This is a genomic window from Bradyrhizobium sp. cir1 (assembly GCF_014198245.1).
Classification (GTDB): domain Bacteria; phylum Pseudomonadota; class Alphaproteobacteria; order Rhizobiales; family Xanthobacteraceae; genus Bradyrhizobium.
The window spans coordinates 38841-64454 of record NZ_JACIHE010000023.1 but is presented as its reverse complement, the minus strand read 5'-3'; the positions used below and the strand labels follow the sequence as shown (position 1 = coordinate 64454).

General features: G+C 65.2%; 22 protein-coding genes. 5 read left to right on the top strand and 17 right to left on the bottom strand.

The annotated features are described in order from the left end of the window. Positions 1–152: 152 nt before the first annotated feature. The gene (locus GGD63_RS32500) at positions 153–1325 is read right to left on the bottom strand and encodes an ABC transporter substrate-binding protein (RefSeq protein ID WP_183248172.1); all 1173 of its coding nucleotides are present in this window, start codon (positions 1323–1325) and stop codon (positions 153–155) included. A gap of 311 nt (positions 1326–1636) precedes the next feature. Between GGD63_RS32500 and GGD63_RS32495 the strand changes: the two genes are divergently transcribed. Next, the gene (locus GGD63_RS32495) at positions 1637–2899 is read left to right on the top strand and encodes an NAD(P)/FAD-dependent oxidoreductase (RefSeq protein ID WP_183248170.1); all 1263 of its coding nucleotides are present in this window, start codon (positions 1637–1639) and stop codon (positions 2897–2899) included. A 300-nt stretch (positions 2900–3199) separates the two neighbouring features. Here GGD63_RS32495 and GGD63_RS32490 read toward each other — a convergent pair whose 3' ends face one another. From GGD63_RS32490 to GGD63_RS32480, 3 genes are read right to left on the bottom strand one after another with little or no spacing between them, the layout of a single operon-like run. Further along, positions 3200–4411 (bottom strand): ABC transporter substrate-binding protein, encoded by a 1212-nt coding sequence (locus GGD63_RS32490; protein ID WP_183248168.1) that lies wholly within the window; start codon positions 4409–4411, stop codon positions 3200–3202. A 50-nt stretch (positions 4412–4461) separates the two neighbouring features. Then, on the bottom strand, positions 4462–4785 hold the full coding sequence (locus GGD63_RS32485) for a 2Fe-2S iron-sulfur cluster-binding protein (protein ID WP_183248167.1): 324 nt from the start codon (positions 4783–4785) through the stop codon (positions 4462–4464). 12 nt (positions 4786–4797) lie between these two features. After that, positions 4798–6006, bottom strand: coding sequence for a cytochrome P450 (locus GGD63_RS32480; protein ID WP_183248164.1), 1209 nt, complete (start codon positions 6004–6006; stop codon positions 4798–4800). An 82-nt stretch (positions 6007–6088) separates the two neighbouring features. Between GGD63_RS32480 and GGD63_RS32475 the strand changes: the two genes are divergently transcribed. Next, positions 6089–6595 carry a MarR family winged helix-turn-helix transcriptional regulator gene (locus GGD63_RS32475; protein ID WP_183248163.1) on the top strand — a complete coding sequence of 169 codons (507 nt, stop codon included), beginning with the start codon at positions 6089–6091 and terminating at the stop codon, positions 6593–6595. 339 nt (positions 6596–6934) lie between these two features. On the opposite strand, the gene GGD63_RS32470 is transcribed toward GGD63_RS32475, so the two are convergent. Then, positions 6935–8785: a feruloyl-CoA synthase gene (locus tag GGD63_RS32470; protein WP_183248161.1), complete on the bottom strand. Its 1851-nt coding sequence runs from the start codon at positions 8783–8785 to the stop codon at positions 6935–6937. 153 nt (positions 8786–8938) lie between these two features. On the opposite strand from GGD63_RS32470, the gene GGD63_RS32465 reads away from it, so the two are divergent. Both GGD63_RS32465 and atzF read left to right on the top strand, forming a co-directional pair. Further along, positions 8939–9433, top strand: a complete 495-nt coding sequence (locus GGD63_RS32465; protein WP_183248159.1) for a MarR family winged helix-turn-helix transcriptional regulator — start codon at positions 8939–8941, stop codon at positions 9431–9433. A 183-nt stretch (positions 9434–9616) separates the two neighbouring features. Continuing rightward, positions 9617–11422 carry an allophanate hydrolase gene (gene atzF / locus GGD63_RS32460; RefSeq protein ID WP_183248157.1) on the top strand — a complete coding sequence of 602 codons (1806 nt, stop codon included), beginning with the start codon at positions 9617–9619 and terminating at the stop codon, positions 11420–11422. Positions 11423–11557: 135 nt separating this feature from the next. On the opposite strand, the gene GGD63_RS32455 is transcribed toward atzF, so the two are convergent. The 12 genes from GGD63_RS32455 to ugpB form a co-directional block, all read right to left on the bottom strand. After that, positions 11558–12280 carry a GntR family transcriptional regulator gene (locus GGD63_RS32455; RefSeq protein ID WP_183248154.1) on the bottom strand — a complete coding sequence of 241 codons (723 nt, stop codon included), beginning with the start codon at positions 12278–12280 and terminating at the stop codon, positions 11558–11560. A 4-nt stretch (positions 12281–12284) separates the two neighbouring features. Next, positions 12285–12677: an oxalurate catabolism protein HpxZ gene (hpxZ, locus tag GGD63_RS32450; RefSeq protein ID WP_183248153.1), complete on the bottom strand. Its 393-nt coding sequence runs from the start codon at positions 12675–12677 to the stop codon at positions 12285–12287. A 1-nt stretch (position 12678) separates the two neighbouring features. Further along, on the bottom strand, positions 12679–14073 hold the full coding sequence (locus GGD63_RS32445; RefSeq protein ID WP_183248152.1) for an AtzE family amidohydrolase: 1395 nt from the start codon (positions 14071–14073) through the stop codon (positions 12679–12681). A gap of 7 nt (positions 14074–14080) precedes the next feature. Further along, complete coding sequence (locus tag GGD63_RS32440; protein ID WP_018316853.1) at positions 14081–14260, bottom strand: DUF4089 domain-containing protein; 180 nt, start codon at positions 14258–14260, stop codon at positions 14081–14083. 26 nt (positions 14261–14286) lie between these two features. Next, positions 14287–16116, bottom strand: a complete 1830-nt coding sequence (locus tag GGD63_RS32435) for an ABC transporter ATP-binding protein (RefSeq protein ID WP_183248150.1) — start codon at positions 16114–16116, stop codon at positions 14287–14289. Between the two features lie 94 nt (positions 16117–16210). Further along, on the bottom strand, positions 16211–17110 hold the full coding sequence (locus GGD63_RS32430; RefSeq protein WP_183248148.1) for an ABC transporter permease: 900 nt from the start codon (positions 17108–17110) through the stop codon (positions 16211–16213). Between the two features lie 9 nt (positions 17111–17119). Beyond that, positions 17120–18133, bottom strand: coding sequence for an ABC transporter permease (locus GGD63_RS32425; protein WP_183248146.1), 1014 nt, complete (start codon positions 18131–18133; stop codon positions 17120–17122). 272 nt (positions 18134–18405) lie between these two features. Continuing rightward, positions 18406–20028, bottom strand: a complete 1623-nt coding sequence (locus GGD63_RS32420) for an ABC transporter substrate-binding protein (RefSeq protein WP_183248144.1) — start codon at positions 20026–20028, stop codon at positions 18406–18408. 373 nt (positions 20029–20401) lie between these two features. Further along, positions 20402–21379, bottom strand: a complete 978-nt coding sequence (locus GGD63_RS32415; RefSeq protein WP_246785757.1) for a phosphotransferase — start codon at positions 21377–21379, stop codon at positions 20402–20404. 18 nt (positions 21380–21397) lie between these two features. Further along, a complete protein-coding gene (locus tag GGD63_RS32410; RefSeq protein WP_183248142.1) occupies positions 21398–21673 on the bottom strand; it encodes a protealysin inhibitor emfourin in 276 nt (91 codons plus the stop codon). A gap of 33 nt (positions 21674–21706) precedes the next feature. Then, complete coding sequence (locus GGD63_RS32405; protein ID WP_183248140.1) at positions 21707–22738, bottom strand: M4 family metallopeptidase; 1032 nt, start codon at positions 22736–22738, stop codon at positions 21707–21709. Between the two features lie 218 nt (positions 22739–22956). Then, positions 22957–24339, bottom strand: a complete 1383-nt coding sequence (gene ugpB / locus GGD63_RS32400) for a sn-glycerol-3-phosphate ABC transporter substrate-binding protein UgpB (protein WP_183248138.1) — start codon at positions 24337–24339, stop codon at positions 22957–22959. 236 nt (positions 24340–24575) lie between these two features. Between ugpB and GGD63_RS32395 the strand changes: the two genes are divergently transcribed. Beyond that, on the top strand, positions 24576–25571 hold the full coding sequence (locus tag GGD63_RS32395) for a TRAP transporter substrate-binding protein (protein WP_183248137.1): 996 nt from the start codon (positions 24576–24578) through the stop codon (positions 25569–25571). The last annotated feature ends 43 nt before the right edge of the window (positions 25572–25614 follow it).

Genomic DNA, 25614 nt, shown 5'->3' with positions numbered 1-25614 from the left:
CGCTCCGCGGAAAGACTCTGGATTGCTTCGCTGCGCTCGCAATGACGTTGTGGAGACTATCGAGGAATTCGAGCAACTCCGTCCTCGGGGAGAGAGCCCCTCACCCCACCCCTCTCCCCGTAAGAACGGGGAGAGGGAGGAGAGAGGCCACCTCACTTCATCTTGCACTTGTCGTGGAAACGATCCTGGTCGTTCTCCACGATGGTGGCGACGGTCTTCAGCGCGAGCTGGCCTTCGGCGTCCTTGACCACGTCCTGCAGGTAGAAACTCTGGATCGGGATGTGGTTGTTGCCGTACTTGAACGGGCCGCGCACCGATTTGAAGCTCACCTTCTCCATCTCGGCCTTCATTTCGTCCTTCTTGGAGGTGTCGCCCTTCACGGCGACGACGGCGCTGTTGATCAGGTTCGCGGCGTCATAGGACTGCGCGCCGTAGAAGGTCGGGCGCAGGCCGGTATACTTCTTGCGGTAGTCGGCGACGAACTTCCTGTTCTCGTCATTGGGCAGGTCGTTGACCCATTGCTGCGCGCCGGGCACGCCGAGCGCGTTGTCCTTCTGCAGCGGCAGCGACAATTCGTCGATCGTGAAGGCGGTATAGAGCGGGATCTGCTGCTTGATGCCGGCCTGCGCATATTGGTTCAGGAACTGGACGCCGGCCGCGCCCGGATAGAACACGAAGATCGACTCGGCCTTGGAGTTCTTGGCCTTGGTGAGTTCGGCGGAGAAGTCCAGCTGGCTCGGCCACACCGTATATTCCTCGCCGACCACCTCGCCCTTGAAGGTGCTCTTGACGCCGGCCAGCATGTCCTTGCCGGCCGCGTAGTTCGGGCCGATCAGGAATACGGACTTGACGCCCTTCTGGTTCATGTAGGTGCCGACCGCCTGCGGGGTCTGGTCGTTCTGCCACGAGGTCGAGAACACGTAAGGCGAGCAGAGCTCGCCGGCGAGCTGCGACGGGCCGGCATTGGCCGAGATCAGGAAGGTCTTCGAATCCACCGCGGTCTTGAGCGAGGCCAAGAGCACGTTCGACCAGATGTAGCCGACGATGAAATCGACCTTGTCGGACTGCACCAGCTTCTCGGTCTTCTGCTTGCCGACGTCGGGCTTCTGCCCGTCGTCCTCGTAGATCACCTCGACCGGCTTGCCGCCCATCTTGCGGCCGAGATGGTCGAGCGCGAGCTCGAACGAGTTGCGCATGTCGTTGCCGATCACGGCGGTCGGGCCGCTGAAGGTCGAGACGAAACCGATCTTGATGGTGTCGCCGGCGAATGCCGGGCTCGCCAGCACCAGCGCCGCTGCGCCCGCCAGCCAGAATGCCGTCCTCATAACCACTCCCCTCCTTAATTATTGGTCCCGGAAACGGGGTGATCGCCGCCCCGGGCCTGTCTCTATTGAACGCAAAATCAATCGAGCCGCCAATGGCTCAGCGCTGCCCCTGCACCATATTTCGCCCCAATCCGCGATGGCAAGAAATATAATGCTACTTACTTCGGCCAAGGCCGGGGCAAGCCTGCGGCGCTTTTTCGCGCCAGGATCGATACATCCACCCTATGCCGCGATTGATGATGGCTATTGGACCGCGACGCCCGATCCGCACTTAAATGAACAGGTAGAGCAGCGAGATTCGAGGACGCACCATGACCACCACACCGCATCGCGTCGTCATCGTCGGCGCCGGCTTCGGCGGGCTGGAAGCAACCTACCGGCTGGCGGGCGCACCGGTCGAGATCACGCTGATCGACCGCCGCAACCACCATCTGTTTCAGCCGCTGCTCTACCAGGTCGCGACAGCCTCGCTCGCGACCAGCGAGATCGCCTGGCCGATCCGGCATTTGATGCGCGACCGGCGCGAGGTGACGACGCTGTTTGCCACGGTGAGCGGCGTCGATGCCGAGCGGCGCTGCGTGCTGATCGACGACGGCAGCGAGGTGCCTTACGACACGCTGGTGCTCGCGACCGGAGCGCGGCACGCCTATTTCGGCCATGATGAATGGGAGGCATGGGCGCCGGGCCTGAAGACGCTGGAGGACGGGACCACGCTGCGCCGCCATATCCTGGTGGCCTTCGAGCGCGCCGAGCGCGAGACCGATCCGGCGAAACGCGCGGCGCGGCTGACCTTCGTCATCGTCGGTGCCGGTCCGACCGGCGTCGAGCTCGCCGGGACCATCGCCGAGATGGCGCACCACACCTTGCCCGGCGATTTCCGCAACATCGACACGACCAAGGCGCGCGTGGTGCTGATCGAGGCCGGGCCGCGCGTGCTCGCGGGCTTCGCCGACGATCTCTCGGCTTACGCGCAGGCCTCGCTGGAAAAGATCGGCGTCGAGGTCGTGCTGGGACAGCCCGTCACCGAGATCAATCGTGAGGGCGTCGTGTTCGGCGGCAAGCTGCTCGAGGCAAAGACCCGGATCTGGGCCGCCGGCGTGCGCGCCTCGCCCGCCGCCGAATGGCTGGGCGCACCGAGCGATCGCGCCGGGCGCGTGCAGGTCGAAGCCGACCTCACCATTCCCGGCCATCCCGAGATCTTCGCGATCGGCGACACCGTCAGCATCAATGCCTGGGATGGCAAGCCCGTGCCCGGCATCGCGCCGGCGGCCAAGCAGCAGGGACGTCATGTCGCCGAAACGATCAAGGCGCGGTTGCGCGGCGCATCGGCGGGCCCGTTCCGCTACAAGCACGCCGGCAGCCTCGCCCAGATCGGCAAGCGGCTCGCGGTGATCGACTTCGGCAAGATCAAGCTGCGCGGCACCATCGCATGGTGGATCTGGGGCATAGCCCACATCTACTTCCTGATCGGCCTGCGCCATCGCCTCAGCGTCGCACTCAGCTGGCTGTGGATCTACGCGCGAGATCAGCGCGCGGCGAGGTTGATCACGCAGGGGTCAAGCAAGGTGGTGTAGGACGTTGCTTCTCCCCCGCTTGCGGGGAGAGCGCTGGGGTGAGGGGGAGCCTCCGCGGGGAAGGTAAGAGTTGAAGCACTCGATATTGCCTATCGTCATTGCGAGCGCAGCGAAGCAATCCAGAGTCTTCCCGCGGAGGGATTCTGGATTGCTTCGCTGCGCTCGCAATGACGTGGAGAGAGATCCTTGTTCCGCGAATATCCCGCTCGCGGAGGCTCCCCTCACCCGCCGCGCTCCGGCGTGCAAGTGCGCTGCCGCGCGCGTCGGCCTCTCCCCGCAAGCGGGGAGAGGCGAAGGCAGCTACTTCACCAGCTCACACCCGCCCTCCGCCAACGGGCGGAACGCCTGGTCTGCCGGAATGGTCGAGACCAGCTTGTAATAGTCGTACGGATATTTCGACTCCTCCGGCTTCTTCACCTCGAACAGATACATGGGATGCACGACGCGGCCGTCCTGGCGGATCGTGGTGTCGCCGAACAGCTTGTCCTTGCCTTTGAACTTCTTCATCTCCGGCACGGCGTCCCTGGCATTGTCGCTGCCGGCGGCCGCGACCGCATTGAGATAAGCGAGCGTCGAGGCATAGACGCCGGCCTGGTTGCCGCTCGGCATCTTGCCGTTCATGCCGGGCCGTGCGGCGAAACGCTTGGCGAAGGCGCGGGTGTCGTCGTTCATGTCCCAGTAGAACGCTTCCATCAGTTGAAGGCCCTGCGCGACCTTGATGCCCATGCCGTGGACGTCGTTGATGAAGAGCAGGAAGGCGACGAGCTTCTGCCCGCTCTGCTGGATGCCGAATTCGGCGGCCTGCTTCACCGCATTGATGGTGTCGCCGCCGGCATTGGCAAGGCCGATCACCTGCGCCCTCGAGCTCTGCGCCTGCAACAGGAAGGACGCGAAATCGGAGGTGCCGAGCGGATGTTTTGACGAGCCGATCACCTTGCCGCCGTGGGACTCGATGTATTTCTGCGCTTCGGCCTCGATACCCTTCCCGAGCGCGAAATCGACCGTGAGGAAATACCAGTCCTTGCCGCCACGCGAGACCATCGCAGCCGCCGTGGTGTTGCCGGTCGCCCAGGTGTCGTTGACCCACTGAATGGTATTGGGCGAGCAGGCCTTGCCGGTGAGGTCTGAGCTCGCCGTCGACGATGCCAGGAAGGTCATGCGGCTGTCGCGCAGCAGCGTGTTGATGGAGAGGCCGACGGCCGAATTCGGCACGTCGACGATGGCATCGACGCCCTCGACGTCGAGCCATTTGCGCGCGATGGCATTGCCAACATCGGCCTTGTTCTGGTGGTCGGCATAGACGATCTCCACCTTGATGCCCTTAGCCCCGCCGTTGAAATCCTCCGCCGCCATGCGCGCGGCCTCGACCGAGCCCATCCCATTGGTGTCCTGAAAGATGCCGGAGATGTCGTTGAGCACGCCGATTCGCACGACATTGTCCGATATCTCGGCGTTCACCGCGCCGGTCACCAGGCTCGCGGCCAGCGCGAGCGTCCACTTCAGATGCTTCATGATTCCCTCCCCTGTTTGTTGGTTGCCGGTCGTTGCCGGCACATCGAAATTCAGACCTGCCGATCCGGCAGAAGCAGCACGAGCCCGTCGAGCTCGGGCGTGATGTTGATCTGGCAGGACAGCCGGCTGTTCGGCAGCCGCTCGGCGGCGGTGCCGTCGAGCAGCGCGTCCTCGTCGTCGGCGACCGCAGGCAGGCGCGCGAGCCAGCTCTCGTCGACATAGACGTGGCAGGTCGCGCACATGGCGTTGCCGCCGCATTCGGCCAAAATGCCGTCGAGGCCGTGACGAGTCGCGGCCTGCATGGCGCTCTCGCCGCCTGAGGTCTCGACGCGGTCGGACTTGCCATCGGGATGAATGAAGGTGATGGCGGGCATCAAGACTCCTCGTCAGGCCGGGGTGATGGTGACAGGCAGGCTGTCGAGCCCGCGCAGCGTGTTGTTGAAGCGGCGCTTCGGCTCGCCCGTGATCTCGATCTTCGCGACGCGGCGCGCCAGCGCGGTCAGCATCACCTCGCCTTCAAGGCGGGCGACGAGCTGGCCGACGCACATGTGGATGCCGGAGCCGAAGCCGACATGGCCGGAGGTGCGACGGGTGATGTCGTAGCTGTCAGGGCTGTCCCAGCGCCTGGGATCGCGATTGGCAGCGGCGAGGAACATCAGCACCTTCTCGCCCTCACCGATCCTGGCACCGGACAACTCCACCTCGCGCGTCGTGGTGCGGAAGAAGGTCTGCACCGGGCTCTCGAACCGCACGGCCTCTTCGAAAGCGCCGCGCGCCAGCGAAAGATCGCTGCGCAGGCGCTGCCACTGATCGGGAAAGCGTGCGAGGCAATAGAGCGCCGCACCGATGCCGTTGACCGTGGTATCGAGGCCCGCTGAGAGCAGCGAGCGCACCAATAGCGGCGCCTCGGCGGCCGTGATGGCGCCCTCGTCAACCTGCGCATGAATGCAGGCGCCAAAGCCGCCGGGCGCCAGGTTCTCGCGCTGGCACTGCTCGGCGACGTAGGCCTGGTGCGGCATCGAACGTTCGATCGCCTCCTGGCGCAGCTGGTTGGGCGGACCGAACGCGTTGAACACGACGCTTGCGTAGGGAATCAGATGCTCGCGGCCTTCGGGCTTCAGCCCGAGCGCATCGGGAAAGATCGACAGCGGATACGCCTCGGCAAGGTCGGCAATCGCATCAAAGCTGCGCTTTTCGATCAGCGCATCCACCCGCTCCTCCGCCGCCGCGGCAAAACGGTCGCGCACCTGCTTCATCACCGTCGGCGACAGCACTTTTGACAGGACGGCGCGGGTGCGGGTGTGCGCGGGCGGATCGGCCTCCAGGATCAGGCTCGGCGGCCGCCATGGCGTCTCCTTCTTGAAATCGGACAGGCCGACGCCGCGGCTGGAGCAGAAGGTGGCGGGATCGTTCAGCACAGCATGGACCTCGGCATAGCGGGCCACGCCGTAGACCTTCCACTTGTCGAGATAGACCACCGGCCCCGCCTCCCGCAGCAGCTCATGCGTGGGATAGGGGTCGGCAAAAAACATCATGTCGAAGGGATCGACGTCGAGATGCGGGACGCCTGATGCGGCGGAGCCGGGTGCGCTCATTGAAGTCCTCCCTCATTTTGATCTTGTGAAAGGGCGGCGCATGCCCTTAGGTCTCTGGCACGCCGCGAGTCAGAAACCCGATATGCCGCCGTCCTCGACCAGAGCCCGCCAGAAGCCCGCGCCCACGGATGCGGGGCCGACGCTCGACCTCGAGCGTTACGTACCGGCGTTCATCACCTTCATCGCCAACAAGCTCTCGAACAGCGCGACCGCGTTCTACCAGAAGCAGTTCGGCGTCAACGTCACGGAATGGCGGATCATGTCGCTGCTGGCGATCGAGCCCGGCATCCCAGCCTCGCGCATCTGCCACGTCATTGGTTTCGACAAGGGCCCGGTGAGCCGGACGCTCGCCGGCCTCGAGAAGCGCGGGCTGATCTCGATCCGCACTGACCCCAACGACGGCCGTACCCATTCGATCTCGCTGAGCCCGAGGGGCCGCGCCACGCATGACAAGGTGATCGTGGCGGCGTTCGAGCGCGAGCGGCGCCTGCTGTCCTGCCTGAGCAAGGACGAGCGCGAGGTGCTGATCGACCTGCTTCGCCGGCTGCATGAGAATCTCGGCGCCGTGACGGACAGCAGCTACAGCTGACGCACCGCGCCGCGGGCGCGTCGTGTCTTCGGGCATGCGCCTGCGTTTGCCCGCGGCACCATTCCTGCCGAGCATTGTTTCCTCCGAGAGTAGGCGCAGCGGTTCCTCCGCTGTTGTCCTTGTCCAAAAGGGTTCGCACAAATTAGTTGCTTAGGCAACAAAAGAATCGGCAGGATATTGCGACAGGATGGCTGGCGTATCCGCTCGTCATTCCGGGGCGCGCGCAGCGCGAACCCGGAATCCATCACGCAACACCCCCTGCGGTAAAATGGATTCCGGGCTCGCGCCAAAAGGCGCGCCCCGGAATGACAGCGGAATGTGGCTTCGCTAACTCGGTCGCTACACCCCGATCCACTCCCCCGACGCATCGTCGTTCAGCCGCGCCACCGCCTCCGCGCGCCGCGTCAGCACGGCGCGCTGGTTGATGTAACCCTTGTCGGTGATCTCGCCGCCGTCCACCGATGGCGGCTCGGCCAGCAGCAGCGCGCGCGTGGCGTGGCCGGAGGAGTTTGCGCTCTGCTGCTTCAGCTTTGCGAGACCCTGCGCGATCGCGCTGCGGATCTTGGCATGCGCCAACACATCACTCACAGCCGCCGTCTCGGGCAAGCCGGCATGGGCGCGGCAGGCCGCGATGTTCGGGAATACCAGGAAGCGCACCTCGTCGCCGCCGTGACCTGCCACGACGATATCCTGCGCGAGCGGCGCCAGCGCGGCGATGCCGGCAACGCGCAGCGTGCCGACACTGACCCAGGTGCCGGAATTGAGCTTGAAGTCCTCCGCGACGCGGCCGTCGAAGAACAGGCCGCGCTCCGGCCGCGCGCTATCAGCAAGCTTCACCGCATCGCCGATGAGATAAAACCCCTCTTCATCAAACGCCTGCTTCGTCAGCTCGGGCGCCTTCCAATAGCCCGGCGTGACATTGGGGCCGCGCACACGCACCTCGAGTTTGTCGCCTGACTTGACGAGCTTCAGCTCGGTGCCGGGAATCGGCACGCCAATATTGCCGGAGCGTTCGGCAAGGAAATGGCAGTCGGCCGCGAGCGGCGAGGTTTCGGTCGATCCCCAGGCCGAGACCATCGGCAGCGCACGGCCGACGGTCTCGACGGAGAGCTGCTCGAGCGCGTCCCAGAGATTCTGCGGCAGCGCCGCGCCGGCATAGAAAGCGAACTTCACCTCGCTGAAGAAGCGGCGACGCATCTCCTCGTCGCCGCGCAGCGCCGCGATCAGCATGTCGAAGCCGCGCGGCACGTTGAAATAGACCGTCGGCATCACGCTTTTCAGATTGGCGAGTGACGTCGCGAACAGGCCGGGCACGGGCTTGCCGCCGTCGACATAGAGCGAGCCGCCATTGCGCAGCACGAGATTGAAATTGTGATTGGCGCCGAACGTGTGGCTCCAGGGCAGCCAGTCGAGGATGACGAGATCGCCGCGGCCAGCCTGAAGGAAAGTCCAGGTCTGCGCCTTGGCCTGCTGGCTCGAGGTCAGCATGCGCTGGGTGTTGATGACGGCTTTGGGCGTGCCGGTCGAGCCGGACGTGAACAGGAATTTTGCGATCGTGTCAGGCGTGAGCGCAGCGAAGGCCTTTGCGATGTCGGGGCTTTCCGGCGTTGCCGCGACGGCGCGGAAGGCGAGCGCGTCGGTGTCATCGGCATTGCCGCTGATGATCTGCGCGTTGTGCAGCGGCTTGATCGCGGCCAGCGCGGCCGCAAATGGCTTCAACGTGGACACGTAGATCGCGCCCGGCTCGAGCAAAGCGATCATGCTCTTGAGCTTGTCAAAATCTTTCGACATCAGCGAATAGGCCGGCGAAATCGCCGCCGAGGGCACGCCAACATGCTGGGCGGCAAGCGCGAGCAGCGCGTGATCGATGCTGTTGTCGGAGAGGATCGCGAGCGGGCGCTCCGCGCTGAGGCCCTGCGCGAGGATCCACGACGCCGCCCCGCGCACCTGCCGCAGCGCCTGCGCGTAGGTGACCGTGGTCCACGGCGTTTCAGGATTGCTGCGCTCAGCGAGGAAGAGCTTATCGGGCGATTGCCGCGCCCATTGCTCCAGCCAGTCCCCGATGCAGCGCGCGCTCTCGCGCAAGGGTTCCGGCGAGCGCAGCACGATGCTGCCATCGGCGCGATGCTCGGCAACGGTCTTGGGCACTGCGAACAGATCTGACGTGTCACCGCGTGTGGCGGCTGTCATGTGTTTCCTCCTCGCCCGGAAGCCCGGGTCGTCCGCAGCCTCGTTCCGGACTGCTTTGGTCATAATGTTGGGCACGCGAATTGTTGTCGTCAACAACAATCTTTCGCTTGGGCCGCCGAGGCGCTACAAGAATGGTCCTGCAGGAGACACGATGTGACAGCCACCGCCGCCCTGACGTCCCCGCGTAAACGATCCGGCAACGGCGCAGTGCGACGCAACGACGCCGACGAGATCGGCCTCGATGCACTGGTCGGACACGCCGGCTACGCGGTGCGACGCTTCCAGATCTGGATTTTCCAGGACTTCATCAGGACGCTCGGCGATGTCGACATCAGGCCGACGCAATATTCGGTGCTGACGGTGGTCGGCGCCAATCCCGGCCTGTCGCAGATGGCCGTGGCAAAGCGCCTCGGCATCGAGCGCGCCCGCCTGGTGCACCTGCTCGACAGTCTCGAGCAGCGCAGGCTCGTGAAGCGGGTCAAGTCGAAAGCGGACCGGCGCTCGCACGCGCTGCACCTCACCGCGCAGGGCGCCACCGCGCTGGCGAAGTTCAAGCGTCTCGCCGCCGAGCACGAGCGGCATGTCGAAGAAAAGATCGGCAAGGAGAACCGGGAGCAGCTGCTTCGGATCCTCGCGGGCTTCACCTGATCCAGATGCCTATGATTTGGGCAGATGCCCGTCAGCGGGCGTAACCCGCCCGGTCGCCGAAATATCCCCCAACCTACGGATCCCTCGATGATATCCGGCACGCGCGCCCTGCCCGGATTCTGTACACAATGGCACATCGCTTGCTTCAATCCGGGTGAGACCTGTTGCCGGAGTTTGGACGCCATGGGGGCTGAGCAGCCTGAAACGATCGCCGCGATTGTGGCCGCGCATCGCGCGGGCACGATGACGCCGGCGCAGACGATCGCGCGGACCTATCAGCGCATCCGCGATTACAACGACCCGGCCGTCTTCATCAGCCTGCGCGACGAGAGGGACGCGATTGCGGAAGCCGACAAGCTCGCCACGAAGGATGCGGCCAGCCTGCCGCTCTACGGCATCCCGGTCGCGGTGAAGGACAATATCGACGCGCTGGGCTTTCCGACCACGGCGGCCTGCCCGGCCTTCACCTATACGCCGACACACGACTCGACCGCGGTGGAGCGGCTGCGCGCGGCGGGCGCCATCATCATCGGCAAGACCAATCTCGACCAGTTCGCAACCGGCCTCGTCGGTGTGCGCTCGCCCTATGGCATCCCCCGCAACTCGATCCGCGAGGATCTGATTCCCGGCGGGTCGAGCTCGGGCTCGGCCACCGCCGTCGGCGCTGGACTCGTGCCGCTGTCGCTCGGTACGGACACGGCTGGCTCAGGCCGTGTGCCGGCGATGCTGAACAACATCGTCGGGCTGAAGCCGAGCCTCGGCATGATCTCGACCGCGGGCCTCGTGCCGGCCTGCCGCACGCTCGACTGCATCTCGGTGTTCGCCTTGACGGTCGACGACGCCGCGCTCGCGTTATCCGTGATGGTCGGCCCCGACCAGGCCGATCCGTTCTCGCGCGACCGGCCGCTTGGAGCGCTTACGCCATTCCCTGCGAATCTGCGCCTCGGGGTGCCGCGCAACGGACAGCTGATCTTCTTCGGCGACAAGAAAGCGGAAGGTGCTTACGCCGATGCGCTGAAGCGCTGGACCACGCTCGGTGCGACGCTGGTCGAGTTCGATCTCGAGCCGTTCTACGAGACGGCGCGGCTGCTCTATGAAGGGCCCTGGGTCGCCGAGCGCTATCTCGTGATCAAGGATCTGCTGGCGTCCGCGCCTGATGCGATCCACCCCGTTACGCGCGAGATCACCGCCGCCGGCACGCGGCTGACCGCGGCGGAAACCTTCTCGGCACTCTATCGCCTGCAGGGCCTGCGCAAGATCGCCGAGCGAACGTTCGCCAACATCGACGCGCTGGTGCTGCCGACCGCCCCGACCGCCTATACGACCGCGCAGGTGCTTGCCAATCCGATCGAGCTCAACAGCCGCCTCGGCACCTACACCAACTTCGTCAACCTGCTCGATCTCTGCGGCCTCGCCGTGCCGGCTTCGATTCGCGGCGACGGCATTCCGTTCGGCATCACGCTGCTCGCGCCCGCAGGACGTGACGCGCCGCTTGCGAGCATCGGCCGCGTGTTTCATGCCGATACGAAGCTGACCCTTGGCGCGAAGGGCGTGCCGCAAGCACCACTCGCGCCGCTGCCTGCAAGCGGCGTCGACGAGATTCCGATCGCGGTCGTCGGCGCACATCTCTCCGGCATGGCGCTGAACGGCGAGTTGAAGGCGCTGAGCGGAAAGCTGATCGAGGCGACGACGACCGCGCCCGACTATAAACTCTACGCGCTTCCGACCACGCCGCCGAAGCCGGGCCTGCTGCGCGTCGAAGCCGGCAAGGGTTCTGCGATCGAGCTGGAGATCTGGTCGCTGTCGGCGGCGGCGTTCGGCGAGTTCGTCAACGCGATTCCTGCGCCGATGGCGATCGGCACAATCCGGCTTGCCGATGGGCGCAGCGTGAAGGGATTTCTCGTCGAGCCGGAGGTGCTGGGCGAGGCGCGGGATATCACCGCGTATGGCGGCTGGCGCGCGTATATGGCGGAAGCGGCAACGGCGTAGGGCAAGTCTGCGAATCAAACAAAGTGCCGTAGGGTGGGTAAAGCGGAGCGTGCCCACCATCTGTCGCCATCATTGATAGAACGTGGGCACGGCGCTTTGCGCCTTTGCCCACTCTACGACACCGAACGCGCGGCCCTACACCGACACCGCGTAGATCTCGTACTCCCCGCGCACCAATTCGATATGCGCGCGCATGGCGGCGGCGGCGCCCTGCTTGTCGCCGCGCATGATGGCGACGACGACGCGGTCGTGCTCGGCTTGCGACTTGGCGAGGCGGCCGAGGTTGCGGAACTGGGCGCGGCGGAACGGCTGCACGCGCACGCGCGTCGCCAGTGTGATCTCGGCGATGTAGCCGTTCTGCGAGCCCGCATAGATCGTGTTGTGGAAGCGCTCGTTGACCTCGTGGAAGCGCTCGGGATTGCCGGCGTAACTCAGCAGCCGCAGCTCTTCGTGGACGGCCTCGAGCGCATGGCGCTCGGCGGGGGACATGCGCTCGGCGGCAAGGCCGGCGCACAGCGCCTCAAGCTCGGCCATCGCCTCGAACATGCTCTTCAGCCGCTCGATCGAGGGCTGCGCCACCACCGCGCCGCGATGAGGCCGCGCCTCGACCAGGCCGCTCGCCACCAGCTGGCGCAGCGCCTCGCGCACCGGGGTGCGCGACACGTTGAAGCGCCGCGCGATGTCGGTCTCGTCCAGCGGCGAGCCCGGCGCCAGGGTCCCGCGCACGATCTCGTCGGCAAGCTGAAGACGCAGCTCCTCGGCGCGCGTGACCTTCTGCACCGACGGCAGTGCCCGGTCGACGCGGGGCACCACCGGCTCGGCCGGCAGTGTCCCGGGCGGAAGATCGTCAAGCGTCATTCGATCAGGTCTCTTTCGGCTCGTCGATGATGCTGACATGAGCCGCGACGACGCGCCAGCCCTCCGGGAAGCGAATCCACGTCTGCATCTGCCGGCCGACCTTGCCGGGCGCCGTGTCGCGATAGAACAAGGTGGAGGCCACGGCCGTGTCGCGGCCATAGCTGCTGATGACAGTCTTGGCAGTGCGGCGGTTCAGTCCGACCGGCGAGCGGCCGGCGCGAAAGCCGGAGATCGCCTCGTAGCCATAGAGGTTCTCGCCGATGCCGTAGCGCAGGGTGCGGGGATCGTTGCGGAACAGCTCGCCGAGCACGGCGACGTCGTTGCTGACGAGGGCCTGCTCATAGCGCTCGAACGCGGTTTTGACTTCCGCGATCACCTCGGGGAGATCGATCTCCATTTCAGAATCCTCTCGGCGCGGGCGCGGATACGACACCCATCTGTTCCAGGGCGTAGGCGACGCGGAGCGCGACGTCCTCGCGCCAGGGCGCGGCGATGATCTGCACGCCGATCGGCAGCGGCTCCAGAGGGACCGGCACCGCGACCACCGGCAGGCCGATGAACGAGATCGGCTGGGTGTGGATGCCGATATTGGCGCGCACCGGCAACTCGATGCCGTCGAGATTGAAATTCACCTGGCCGAGTTTTGGCGCGGTGCAGGGCGTCGCCGGCGCGATCAGCACGTCGACTGACCTGAAGATCCCGGCGAGCTGGGCGCGATACCAGCGGCGGAATTTCTGCGCGCGGTCGACCAGCGCTGCCGGCACCATCGCGCCAGCGATCAGCCGGTCGCGCACCGCGGGATCGAAATCGTTCGGGCGCTTGCGCAGGCGGTCGAGATGCAGCGAGGCGCCTTCGGTGGTGGTGATGACGTAAGCTGCCGCGCGGGCGCGCGAGGCTTCGGGCACGTCGACCACTTGCGTCGCGCCAAGCGCCTTGGCAACGCGGCCGACGGCTTCGACCGCTTCCGGAAACACGTTCTTCTGGAAGTGCCCGCCGGCGATCGCGACGCGCAGGCCCGAGATGGAATCGGCTAGCAACGGCGTGACGGGCTCGACCCCGCGCGTGGTGCAGGCGCCGTCGTCCGCGTCCGGCCCCTGCATCACGTCATAGGCGAGCGCGAGATCGGTGACAGAGCGCGCGAACGGGCCGAGATGATCGAGGCTCGCCACAAACGGGAACGAGCGCGCACGAGAGAGCCGGCCATAGGTCGGCTTCAGGCCAAAGATGCCGCAGAAGGACGACGGCACACGGATCGAGCCATTGGTGTCCGAGCCGAGCGCGATTGGCACCAGCGCGCCGCCGACGGCGCTGCCCGAGCCGCCCGACGAGCCGCCGCTCATGCGCGTGGTGTCATGCGGATTGCGAGAGGGACCGTCATGGATGTTCTCGCCGGTGAAGTCGTAGGCGTATTCGCCCATGTTGAGCGCGCCGACGAGGACGGCGCCGGCGGCTTCCATCCGTTCGATCAGCGTGGCGTCGCGCTTCGCGGGAGCGAGGTCGCGGTTGATCTTCGAGCCGGCACGCGTGGCAAGGCCCGCGACGTCGAACAGGTTCTTCACCGCGAAGGGCACGCCGGCGAGCGGACCGACTTTCCTGCCCGCGGCGATGTCCGCATCGATCGCGCGCGCTTTCACGCGGGCGCGATCGGCAGTGACGTCGGTGAAGGCGTTGAGGACGGTGTCATGCTGCTTGATGCGCGCGAGCGCGGCCTCAGTAGCAGCGAGCGCGGACAATTGGCCGCCGGCCACCGCTTTCGCAATGTCGGCCGCATTCATCTCTGGCTTGGCGGTCATGGCGGCGTCAGGCAGTGAAGATCGGTGCCGGCTCGGTCTCATCCGGCAGCGCGAATTCGTCGACGAGGCGGGCAAGGCGCAGCGAGACTTCGAGGTTGGCGCGGACCGCCGGCCTCCAGGCTTCCTCGACCGGCAGCGCCAGCGCTTTCGATACGGCGTCGATATAGTCGTCCAGCGGCTCGGCCATCACACTCCCAAACAATCAATGCACTCTCAGTGTACCGGCAACAGCGGATGCGGGATCGCCGTCAGCAGCTCCTTGGTGTAGTCGTCCTGCGGATCGCTCAAGACCTGCTCGGAAGAGCCTTCCTCGACGATTCGACCGGTCCGCATGACAATGACACGATCGCACAACAAGCGCACTACATTCAAATCATGCGAGACGAACAGGTAGCTCATACCTAGCCGCGCCTTGAGGTCCTGGAGCAGGTTGAGGACCACGGCCTGCACCGAGACGTCGAGCGCCGCGGTCGGCTCGTCCAGGATGACCAGCTTCGGATGCAGGGCGATGGCGCGGGCGATGCCGACGCGGGCCTTCTGGCCGCCGGACAATTGGTGCGGGAAGCGGTCGAGCAGATTGTGCGGCAGGCCGACCATGGTGGCCAGTTCCTCGCAGCGGGCACGGAGTGCATCGCGCCCCCTGATGTCGCCCAATTGCATGATCGGGTCGGCGATGGCGCGCGCGGCGGTGAAACGCGGGTTGAGGCTGTCGGTCGGATCCTGGAACACCATCTGGATGCGGCTGCGCTGCGGCAGCCGGGCGAAGGCCGATGGCGCGATGCCTGAGATGTCCTCGCCGTCGAACTGGATCAAGCCCGAGGTCTGATCCAGCAGACGCATCACCATCATCGACGTGGTCGATTTGCCGCAGCCGGATTCGCCGACGAGGCCGACGCTCTCGCCATGGCCGATCGAGAAGCTGATGCCGTCGACGGCGCGGAACACGTCCGGCTCGACCGGCGGCTTGCGGCTGAACAGCTTTCCGAGCACGGCGGTTGCGCCCTGGCGGGGGTATTCCTTGACGAGCTTCTCGATACGGAGGAGGGGCTTGCTCTCCCCGCTTGCGCTGCTCTGCTCCCTCTCCCCGTTCTTCACGGGGAGAGGGTTGGGGTGAGGGGCTGCCTCCGCGAGCACGGTGCTGGGAGAGTCCCCCTCACCCGCCACGCTGCGCGTGTCGGCCTCTCCCCGCACGCGGGGAGAGGCGAAGGAAGTGCCCTCCTCTTCCGGCAGCAGATCCCGCAAGCTCACCCCGAGCCGCGGCGTCGCGCGCATCAGCTTCTTGGTGTAGGGGTGCTGCGGGTTGGCGAAGATGTCAGCCGCTGTTGCGGTCTCGACCACGCGGCCCTTCTCCATCACCACGACGCGGTCGCAATAGGCCGCCGCAAGGCCGAGATCGTGGGTGATCAGGATGGTCGACATCGCGCGGCGCTTGGTCAGCTCGACGATCAGGTCCATCACCGCTTTCTGCGTGGTGACGTCGAGGCCGGTGGTCGGCTCGTCCGCGATCAAGAGCTGCGGATTGCAGGCGAGCGCGAGCGCGATGACGACGCGCTGGCACATGCCGCCCGACAGCTCGAACGGATAGGCGTGATAGCGCTCGCGCGGGCGGGCGATCTTGACCTGCTCCAGCGCCTCGATCGCCTTCTCGCCGTGATCGGCGACCTGGGCCTGCTGCACATGCGTGCGCAAGACGTCCTCGATCTGGTCGCCCACTTTCCGGATCGGGTTCAGCGCCGCGCGCGGGTTCTGGAAGATCATCGAGACTTCGCGGCCGCGCAAATCGCGCATCTGGTCTTCGGTCGCGGCCTTGACGTCGATGCCGGAGAACATCACCGAGCCTTCGGCGATCTTGCCGGCGCGGTCGAGGATGCGCATCACCGCGTAGGACGTCACCGACTTGCCGGAGCCGGACTCGCCGACGATGGCCAGCGTCTCGCCCTTGGCGACGGAGATGTTGACGTGCTGCACCGCCTTGACGATGCCGCGGCGGGTGGTGAATTCGACGGTGAGGTCCTGGACGTCGAGCAGGGGCTGGGCGGTCATGGACGGCTCCCGTCGCTCAAACATTCGAAAACAACCCCATGCACAGTAGAAGCCACTCTGAAATCATTGGATAATTTCTTCCCGACGTTTGCCATCACGTCCTCCGCTGGGGGTCGACGATGTCGCGCAGGCCGTCGCCGAGGAGGTTGAAGCAGAACACGGCGATCATCAGGGCAAGGCCCGGGAAGAGCGCGATCCACCATTCGCCCGAGACCATGAAGCCCGCGCCTTCGGCGACCATGATGCCCCATTCCGCGGTCGGAGGACGGACGCCGAGGCCGATGAAGGAGAGGCCCGCGGCATTGAGGATGGCGTAGCCCATGGTCAGCGACATCTGCACGATCATGATCGGCATGATGTTCGGCAGGATGTGCACCAGCAGGATGCGGAATTCGCCGTTGCCTGAGAGACGCGCGGCCTGCACGAAGCCGGCGTTGCGGCGGACATTGGCTTCGGCGCGCGCGACGCGCGCATAGAGGGGGAAGTTGACGATGGCGGTCGCCAGAATGATGTTCTGCACGGTGTTGCCGAGGGCGGCGACGATGCCCATCGCGAGCACGAACAGCGGGAAGGCCATGATGGTGTCGGCTATGCGGCCGACGATGCGATCGGTCCAGCCGCCGAAATAGCCCGCGGCGATGCCGGCAAGGCCGCCCATCAGGAACACCAGTACGACGGAGGCGACCGCGATGAAGGTGTCGAGCCGGGTCGCCACGACGACGCGGCTGAAGATGTCGCGGCCGAGCTGGTCGGTGCCGAACCAGTGCGCCGCCGACGGCGGTTTCAGCGCGGCCGCGGTGTCCGAGGCGAGCGGATCGTAGGGTACCACATAGGGGCCGAAGATCGCGGCGATGAGGATCACGATCAGGAGTACGAAGGCGAAGCCCGTGACCTTGTTCTCGCCGAGGACATAGCGGGTCTGTTCGAGGACCGCTGATAGTCCCGACGTGCGCGCGGGACCGACAGGTTCAACAGCAGGCGCAACGGAGCTCATTGTGTCCCCCTACCCTTCCAACCGCACCCGCGGATCGATCACGCCATAGAGGATGTCGATCACGAGATTGAGCAGCACGTACATCACCGCCATGGTCAGCACGAAACCCTGCACAGGCGCGAAGTCCGATGAGATCAGCGCTTCCACCGCGTAGGAGCCGATGCCGGGCCAGGCGAACACTTTTTCCACCAGCACGTTGGCACCGAGCAGGAACGAGAACACCATGCTGAGCGTGGTGATGACAGGGAGCATCGCGTTGCGGAAGGCGTAGGTGACGATGACGGTCGCCGGCGACAGGCCGCTGGCGCGCGCGGTGCGGACGAATTCGGATGCGAGCACCGCCAGCATCGAGGCGCGCGTCATGCGCGCGATCGGCGCCAGCGAGAAGATCGCAAGCGTCGTCGCGGGCAGGATCAGCTGGCTCAGCGCCGAGCGGAACGCTTCGACATCGCGCGCGATCAGCGTGTCGATCAGATAGAAGCCCGTCACCGTCGGCGGCGCGCTGTAGAACACGTCGAGACGGCCGAGCGGCGCCGGCGACCAGCCGAGCCGGAAATAGAAGACATAGACCAGCACGAGGCCGGTGAAGAACACCGGCAGCGACACGCCGGCCGTGGTCGTGACCCGACAGAGATGATCGATCCATGATCCCGGCCGTGTCGCCGCCAGCACGCCGAGCGGAATGGCGATCGCGATGGACACGAAGAGTCCGAGCAGCGTCAGCTCGGCGGAGGCCGGCAGGCGGTTGCGGATCTCGGTCGCGACCGGCTGTCCCGTGGTGAGCGAGTTGCCGAAATCGCCATGGGCGAGATCGTTGGCGTAGCGGAAGAACTGCTCGACCAGAGGCTTGTCGAAACCGAGTTTTTTCCGGATCTGCTCGACCGCTTCCTTCGTTGCGGCGGGGCCGGCGAAGTAGGCGGCGGGATCACCCGGCAGCGCACGCGTCAGCAGGAAGGTGACGATGACGACGCCGATCAGCGAGGGAATCGCAAACATCAGGCGCTTGCCGATCATGGTCAGCATGGGAGCGCTTTCCTTCTGCTTGGCAATTGGGAGCAGACTTGCGCGGCTTGCGCCGCTGCGTTCCCTCCCCCTTCCTGGCGGCGGTCTGCGCGCGCGCCTCGTCCTTCGAGACGACCGCTACGCGGTCTCCTCAGGATGAGGCTAAGCAGCATCGGCGTCGTCCAGGTTGCTGCCGCGTACTCCGCCCTCATCCTGAGGAGCCCGCAAAGCGGGCGTCTCGAAGGATCGGCCGCAGGGAAGCGGCTTGCGTCGCGGACGATCAGCATGACCCCTCACCCCTTCGCCATCGCGCGATAGTCGAGGCGGCGGTGGAACCAGTATTGGTAGCCGCTGATGTTCTTCTGCATCGCGACGTTGACGAAGGGCTGGTAGAGCGGGATGCGCGGGACGTCGGCGAAGGCGAGATCGACGAAACCTTTCACATCCTTGTCGTAGGTCGCGGCGTCGCCGGTGGCGGCGGCGGTGCGTGCGCCGTCGATGAACTTGTCCATCTCCGCCGACTTGTAGCTCATGGTGTTGAAGACGGAATTGTTGCCGTGATAGCACCAGTAGAAGAAGTACTCGGGGTAATCGAGCCAGCCCGAGAACACGTTGGTGAACAGCGGCATCTCCTTCTTGTTGAGTTCGGTGCGCCAGTTGGCGCCGGGCACCTTGTTGATGGTGGTCTTGATGCCGAGCTGGGCGAGGCTCTCCTGCACCAGCACGCAGAGCGGCTCGTTGACGCCGGCGAAGTTGAGATCGAACGAGATCGTGGTCTCGAAGCCGTTGGCGTAGCCGGCTTCAGTCAGCAGCGCCTTCGCCTTCTCGATGTCTGTGTTGTATTTGTGCGGCTGCGGCCAGGCGACCTCGGTGGCCTTGTCCGCGGGCGCGCCGAACATGGGATTGCCGAGGCCGAACAGCACGGCGTCCATGATCTTCTGGTACGGCAGCGCATAGGCGATGGCCTGCCGCACCTTGACGTTGTCGAACGGCGGCTTGGTGACGTTCATGCCGATATACTGGATGCCGTTGGAGAACGGCAGCGACACCACGTTGAGCTTGCCGTTCGCCTTCATCTCCTGGAAATCCTTGAACGGCAGCTCATAGGAGATGTCGGCATCACCGCGCTCGAGCAGCGCGCGGCGGTTGCCGGCCTGCGGCACCATGCGCCAGATCACGCGCTTGATCTTGGGCAGGGGACCGCCGACCCAATCCTCGTTGCGCTCCATGATCACTTCGGTGCCGGCGGTCCACTTCGTCACCTTGTAGGCGCCTGAGCCCGCGGTCTGCTGTTTTGTAAACTCGAGGCCCCAGGGATCTTTCTCGCTGGAATTCTTCTTCACCAGTTCCGAGTTGACGATGCAGGGCACGATCACAGCGAGATCGGGAACCGTCAGCCTGTCCTTCTTCAGGAAGTCGACGCGCACGGTGTAGTCGTCGATCACGACGAACTGCTCGGGCTTGGTGAGCGAGCCCGCGCTCATCTGGAAGGTGGGGAAGCCGCCGACGCTCACCGCGCGATCCAGCGACCATTTCACGTCCTTCGCCGTGACCGGCGTGCCGTCGTGGAATTTGGCGTTCTTCTTCAGCTTGAAGGTGACCGACATGTCGTCGATCTTCATGTCGTCGGCGAGCTCGCCCTTGAACTTGTCGCGGTCGTAATAGGGCACGCCGCCGGGACCGCTCTTCATCTCGTGGCTGATCAGCCGGTCGTAGCAATTCCAGGACACCTCATAGCCGGGCACGTTGGTGCCGACGCCGTGGATGTCGAGATTGTTGGGGCCGCCTTCCGAGACGATCAGCAGCGTCTCCGAGCGCGCATCGGCCTTGGCCGAGGAGATCACCGACGGCATGGCCGGAAGCGCCGCGCCAGCGGCCAATCCGGAAACGGACTTGAGGAAATCGCGGCGCTTCATGAAATCGCTCCAACACAAAAGTTTCTGGTTGGAACTGGATTCGCAAGGTTCGTGCCAAGGCTTAACGGGATACTAAATTTAGGATAAATGACTGATATTACACACTATTCTTCCATTTCTATCGCCTTCTGCGGCGAACCGAATTGCATACAAAGAAGGGCAATCGCATAAAAATTAGGCTCAAAAATATCAGAGCCCATCGAGGAGGCGGACGAATCCTGGCGCCCGGGCCGCAGCGGCGCCCCCGGCTTTGTCATTCCGGGGCGATGCGCAGCATCGAGCCCGGAATCCATCGGGCGGCAACACGCGCAGAGCAATGGATTCCGGGCTCGCCGCTTCGCGGCGCCCCGGAATGACGGGAGGAGTGGAGCGTTCAGCCGGGCCAGATCAACTCCTGCAGTTCAACCAGATCATCCGCCTGCTCCTGCCAGCCCTCGATGCAGATGTGCGCGTTGAGGTCGCTGGCGTGGTGCAGCAGCATCAGGGCCATCAGGCGGCGCTTGAGAGCATAGTCCGGCTTCGCATAGCCAAAACCTTCGAGCAGGCTGCGCACCCTGCCCGGCCGGCCGGCGGCCATGAAGGCGCTGGGGCCGAGCAGGTCGTAGTCGCGCCAGCCTGCGCGGACGTCGCCGAAGTCGAACAGACCTTTGAGCGACCATGTGCCGTCGTCGCAGCCGAGCAGGAAATTCTCAGGGATATATTCCCCGGTCAGGATCACCGGCGGCGCGTCCATCGGGATCAGCGCGGCGGCATCGCGCAGGAGATCGTCGAGGCCTGCAAGGAATTTTGGCGAAAGGCCGAGACGTTCATGCCGCGCGCGGCAGCCCAGCATCTGGACGCGCATGAAGTCGTCCCAGCGCGGCTCGATGTGCGCGAGCGGACCCAGCGGCGCGCGCTGCACAGAAGCGATGGTCTCGCCGACCTGGCGCAGCACGCGCTCCTTCTGGTCTTCCGCCAGGTACGGCCAGGCCTCCGAGCCGAGCGTGCCGGCGAGGCGCGTGATGACGAGATAAGGCCAGCCGTCGCGCATTCCTTCCGCGACGATCTCGGGGATCGGCAGGGACAGCCGGCCGGCGAGCTGTGTCAGCGAGCCGCGCTCGGAGACGAATTGTGCGCGGAGCAGTGGCGGGAAGATCTTCAGGATCAGGCGCTCGCCGAGGCCGACCACGAGATTGGTGCCGGTTGCGAAGATGTGCGGCGCGCTGACATCGAGACCGTGGCCGCGCGCGATGTCGAGCGCGACCGGCAGCCATCGCGACCGGTCGGCGCGCAAGGCGCGGTAGGCATCGAGGCTCCTCGACGCGGACGTGCCCCAAACGCCCGCGGAGTCCGGCGGCAGCGTCCCCTCCATCACAGCGCCAACCCGCTCCTATTCCAGGACATCCTTGACGCTGCTCTTGATGGCCGGGGGGACCGCATGCTCGGGGACTTCGATCGTCTGCGCGCCGCGCGTGATCCGGTAGCTGAATGCGTCGGCCTCGCCCCGACGTGCAGCAGGGATCTTGCTCGGATCGGCAAACAGCTGCTCCAGCGTCTTCTGATCGGCGGCCGACAGATCCGACAGCACCACTTCACCGCGGCTCTTGAGGTGAGGGCCGCCGAATCCGGCGAACCCTCCGACGCGCTCGATCTTCAAGCGATCCACGCCTGCTTCCTTTCGTAACGCGGTGCGGCCCGATTACAGCCCGACCTGCTTCCATCCCGCGTCGACGGCGGTGAAGACCGCGGCATCGCCGGGATACAAGGTGTGGGCACCCTGCCGGGTCCGCGCCGCGAACGCCTTCATCGTCATGTTCGGCATCGGCCCGAAACCGGTGAGCGAATGGTACCACACCTGGCCGATTTTGGCCCAGCTGTATCCGCCGAGCGTGGTGCAGGCCGTGTAGAAGGCGAGGTTCGGCGGGCCGCTGGCGTAATGCGGGTCCATGCCCGGCGTCACTTGCGAATATTTGGTCGGTTGCGGCGCCAGGCAGTGCTTGGCTGCAGGATTGGCCATGTCGCGCAGGCACGTGAACCCCTTCTTCTTGGCGCCCGGCCCCATGATGTCGCGCCCGATCAGCCAGTCAGCCTTCTTGACGTCCTGCTTGGCCTCCCACTGCCGGAACATCGAGCCGAAACAGTCGGAGATGCTCTCGTTGAGGCCGCCGGCATCGCCGCTATAGGCGAGCTGCAGGCTGTGCTGGGTGACGCCATGGGTCAGTTCGTGGCCGATGACGTCGTTGCCTCTGGTGAAGTCGACGAAGATGCTGCCGTCGCCGTCGCCATAGATCATCTGCGAGCCGTTCCACATCGCGTTGTTGTACTTCTCGCCGAAATGGACCGACGACATCATGGTCATGCCGTGGTCGTCGATCGAATTGCGGTTAAAGACCTGCTGGTAGAATTTTGCGACCTTGGTGGTCTGGTTGAAGGTGCGCTTGACCGACGCATCCGAGGACGTCTTCGGCTTCGGCACCGGCGTTCCCGGCAGCGTCTGGGTGTGCTTGCAGTCGTAGACCGTGACGGACGGCACTGCCGCCAGCGTGACGAGCCCTGCGGCACGCGCGGCGGTTACGCTGGTCAATCTCGCGGCCTGGTTCCGCAATTCGCGCAGTTCATGGCTGATCTGGACCGTGTCGACCATTTGCTTGCGCAGCGGGGCGGACAATTTCTTGTCCTGGGACAGCCTGGTCAGAACGTCGTTCGGGATGATGCAACACGTGCAGGGCATCGATGATCTCCATTGCACTATTTCCGAAAATGGACAGATGAAATGATCTTAAAGATGATTGCTGCCGGCGACCGGCAGGCATCGGCGCCGGCCCGTCGTCACGCATGCGGGATTATTGCAGGCGCAGGCGCCGTTGCGTGTGAGCTTGCACACACTTCCGGGTTGCGTGATGTCCGGATAGTTTCGCCGGCGACGTGAAGGTCGCCCGAGCGCCTGATCTACCGCTCCGGGCTGGCGCGCTCGAACTGGCGGAGCAGCTTGTTGCCGCGCTCGACGGCGGAATCGAGCGCTTTCTGCGCGCTCTTCTGGCCGGCAAAGGCCTGCTCCAGCTCGTCCTCGATCACGCCGCGGATCAGGACGAAGGAGCCGAGCCGGATGCCCTTCGAGTTCTCCGTCGGCGGATGCAGCGTGATCTCCTCGAACGAGATCGCCGAGCCCGGATTGCGCTGGTAGAAGCCTTGCGCCCGCGTCAGCTCGAAGGCGGCGCGCGTGACCGGCAGATATCCGGTGTTCTGGTGCCAGGCGGCCTGCACGCCGGGCTGCGACAGATAGGCGAAGAACCGCGCCACGCCCTTGTATTCCTCGCGCGGCCGGTCGCGCAGCACCCACAAGGTGGCGCCGCCGATGATCGAGTTCTGCGGCGCGTCCTTCACGTCGGGCCAGTACGGCATCATGCCGTAGCCGATCTCGAATTTCGAATTCGCCTTGATGTCGGCACGCGTCGCCGAGGAGCCGATGAAGATGCCGCATTCGCCGTTCTGGAAACGCGGCTCGGCCGCTTGTCCGCGGCCGCTGTAGTCGAACAGCCTGGTCTTCTGCCACTCGCTGAGCGCTGCGATGTGATGCACGAGAGACGGATTGTTGATGGTCAATTCCGCATCCAGCCCGGCAAAGCCGTTGGTGCGGGTCGCGAGCGGCAGGTTGTGGAAGGCGGAAAAATTCTCGACATGGATCCAGGACGGCCAGGACGTGGTGAAGCCGCACGCCGCGCCGCGGTCGCGCAGGCGCTTGGCAGCCAGCCCGAGCTCGGGCCAGGTCTTCGGCGGCGTCTCCGGATCGAGGCCGGCGTCGCGGAACATGGTCTTGTTGTAGTACAGGATCGGCGTCGAGGAATTGAACGGGAACGACAGCAGATTGCCGGTCGCATCGGTGTAGTAGCCGGAGACGGCGGGCAGGTAGTCGTTGAGCGAGAACGGCTCGCCCTGGTCCCGCATCAGGCTGAACACCGGATAGATCGCGCCCTTGGCCGCGGTCATGGTGGCGGTGGCGACCTCGTTGACCTGGACGATCGCGGGCTGGCTGCGCGAGCGGAAGGCGAAGATCGCCGCCGTCACCGTCTCGGTGTAGCTGCCCTTGTAAGTCGGGTGGATGCGGTAATCCGGCTGCGAGGCGTTGAAGTCGGCGGCGAGCTTGTCCAGTTGCCGGCCGAGCTCGCCGGACATGGCGTGCCACAGCGCGATGTCGGTGGCGGCGCGCGCTGGCGCGGCCAGCGAGAGAGCCGCGAGGACGGCGACGAGCTGCAAAAGGCGCGATGCTGACGTCACGATGGCTCTTCCCGTCTCGCACGACAAAGGCGACTGTCCCTGCTTAAGGCGGGGCATTGGCGGTTTCAACCGGAATGAGGTCCAGCCGCGCCGCACAATCGGCCCGCGGGCCGGGCGCGGGATGGCCTTCCCTTAACCATCTGCTAGAGCCCCGTTCCGATCGGAACGGGGCTCCAGGTTCCTAATTTGACGCGTTTTCTTTACGCGAACCGGTATCCACTTCGCTTGAAAACGCTTTAGATTGCATTGAACCTTTTGGTCCCGCCATAGACTCCATCTCTGAGGGGTTGAGTGTGCCAGTGTTGAACCGTGCCGAACTCTCGCGGACCGGGGTGATCTTCGTCGCGCTTCTGCTTGCCATCTGCGCGACGGGCGCCGTCGCGCGCGAATTTCGCGCCGCCGACACCCAGACCGAGGACTATCCCACCGTCCAGGCGCTGCGCTACATGGGCGCGCTGATCGCTGAACGCACCGGTGGCCGGCACGAGATCAAGGTGTTCCACTCCCGCCAGCTCGGCGAGGAAAAGGAGACCATCGAGCAGACTCGGGCCGGCGCAATCGACCTCAACCGGACCAATGTCGCCCTAATCGGCAATTTCGTTCCGGCCATGAACGTGCTCGCCATGCCGTTCCTGTTCCGGTCCATCGAGCACATGCAGAAGGTGCTGGACGGGCCGATCGGCGGCGAGATCCTGAACAGCTTCGAGCCCTACGGGTTCGTCGGGCTCTGCTTCTACGATTCCGGGGCGCGGTCGATCTACAACGGTGTCCGCCCTATCAGGAGCATCAAAGACCTCCAGGGCCTGCGGATCCGGGTGCAGCAATCGGAGTTGATGAGCCAGATGATCCGCTCGCTTGGCGCAGAACCGGTCGAGATGCCCTACGGGCAGGTGCTCACCGGGCTTACCAATCACCTGATCGACGGCGCCGAAAACAACTGGCCATCTTTCGTGACGACCGACCATTACAAGCATGCCGGGCACTACACGCTGACCGAGCACACGATGAGCCCCGAGGTGCTGGTGATCTCGCTGAAGGCCTGGCAGAGCCTCTCGGCGGAGGACCAGACCATCTTCAGGGAGGCCGCGCAGCGCTCCAGCCGGTTCATGCGCGAGAAGTGGCGCGACCTCGAGGAGCAGTCCCAGCTCAAGGCGCGGGCGGCCGGCGTCAGCATCGTCAGGGATATCGACCGCAAGCCGTTCGAGGACGCCATGGCCGCGATCTACACCAAGGCCGCCCAGGACCCCGCCGCGGCGACTTTGATCGAACGCATTCGCAAGGTGGAGTGAGGCCAGTTGCCTGCGCTTGGAAACAGCGAGCACGCAGACAGGC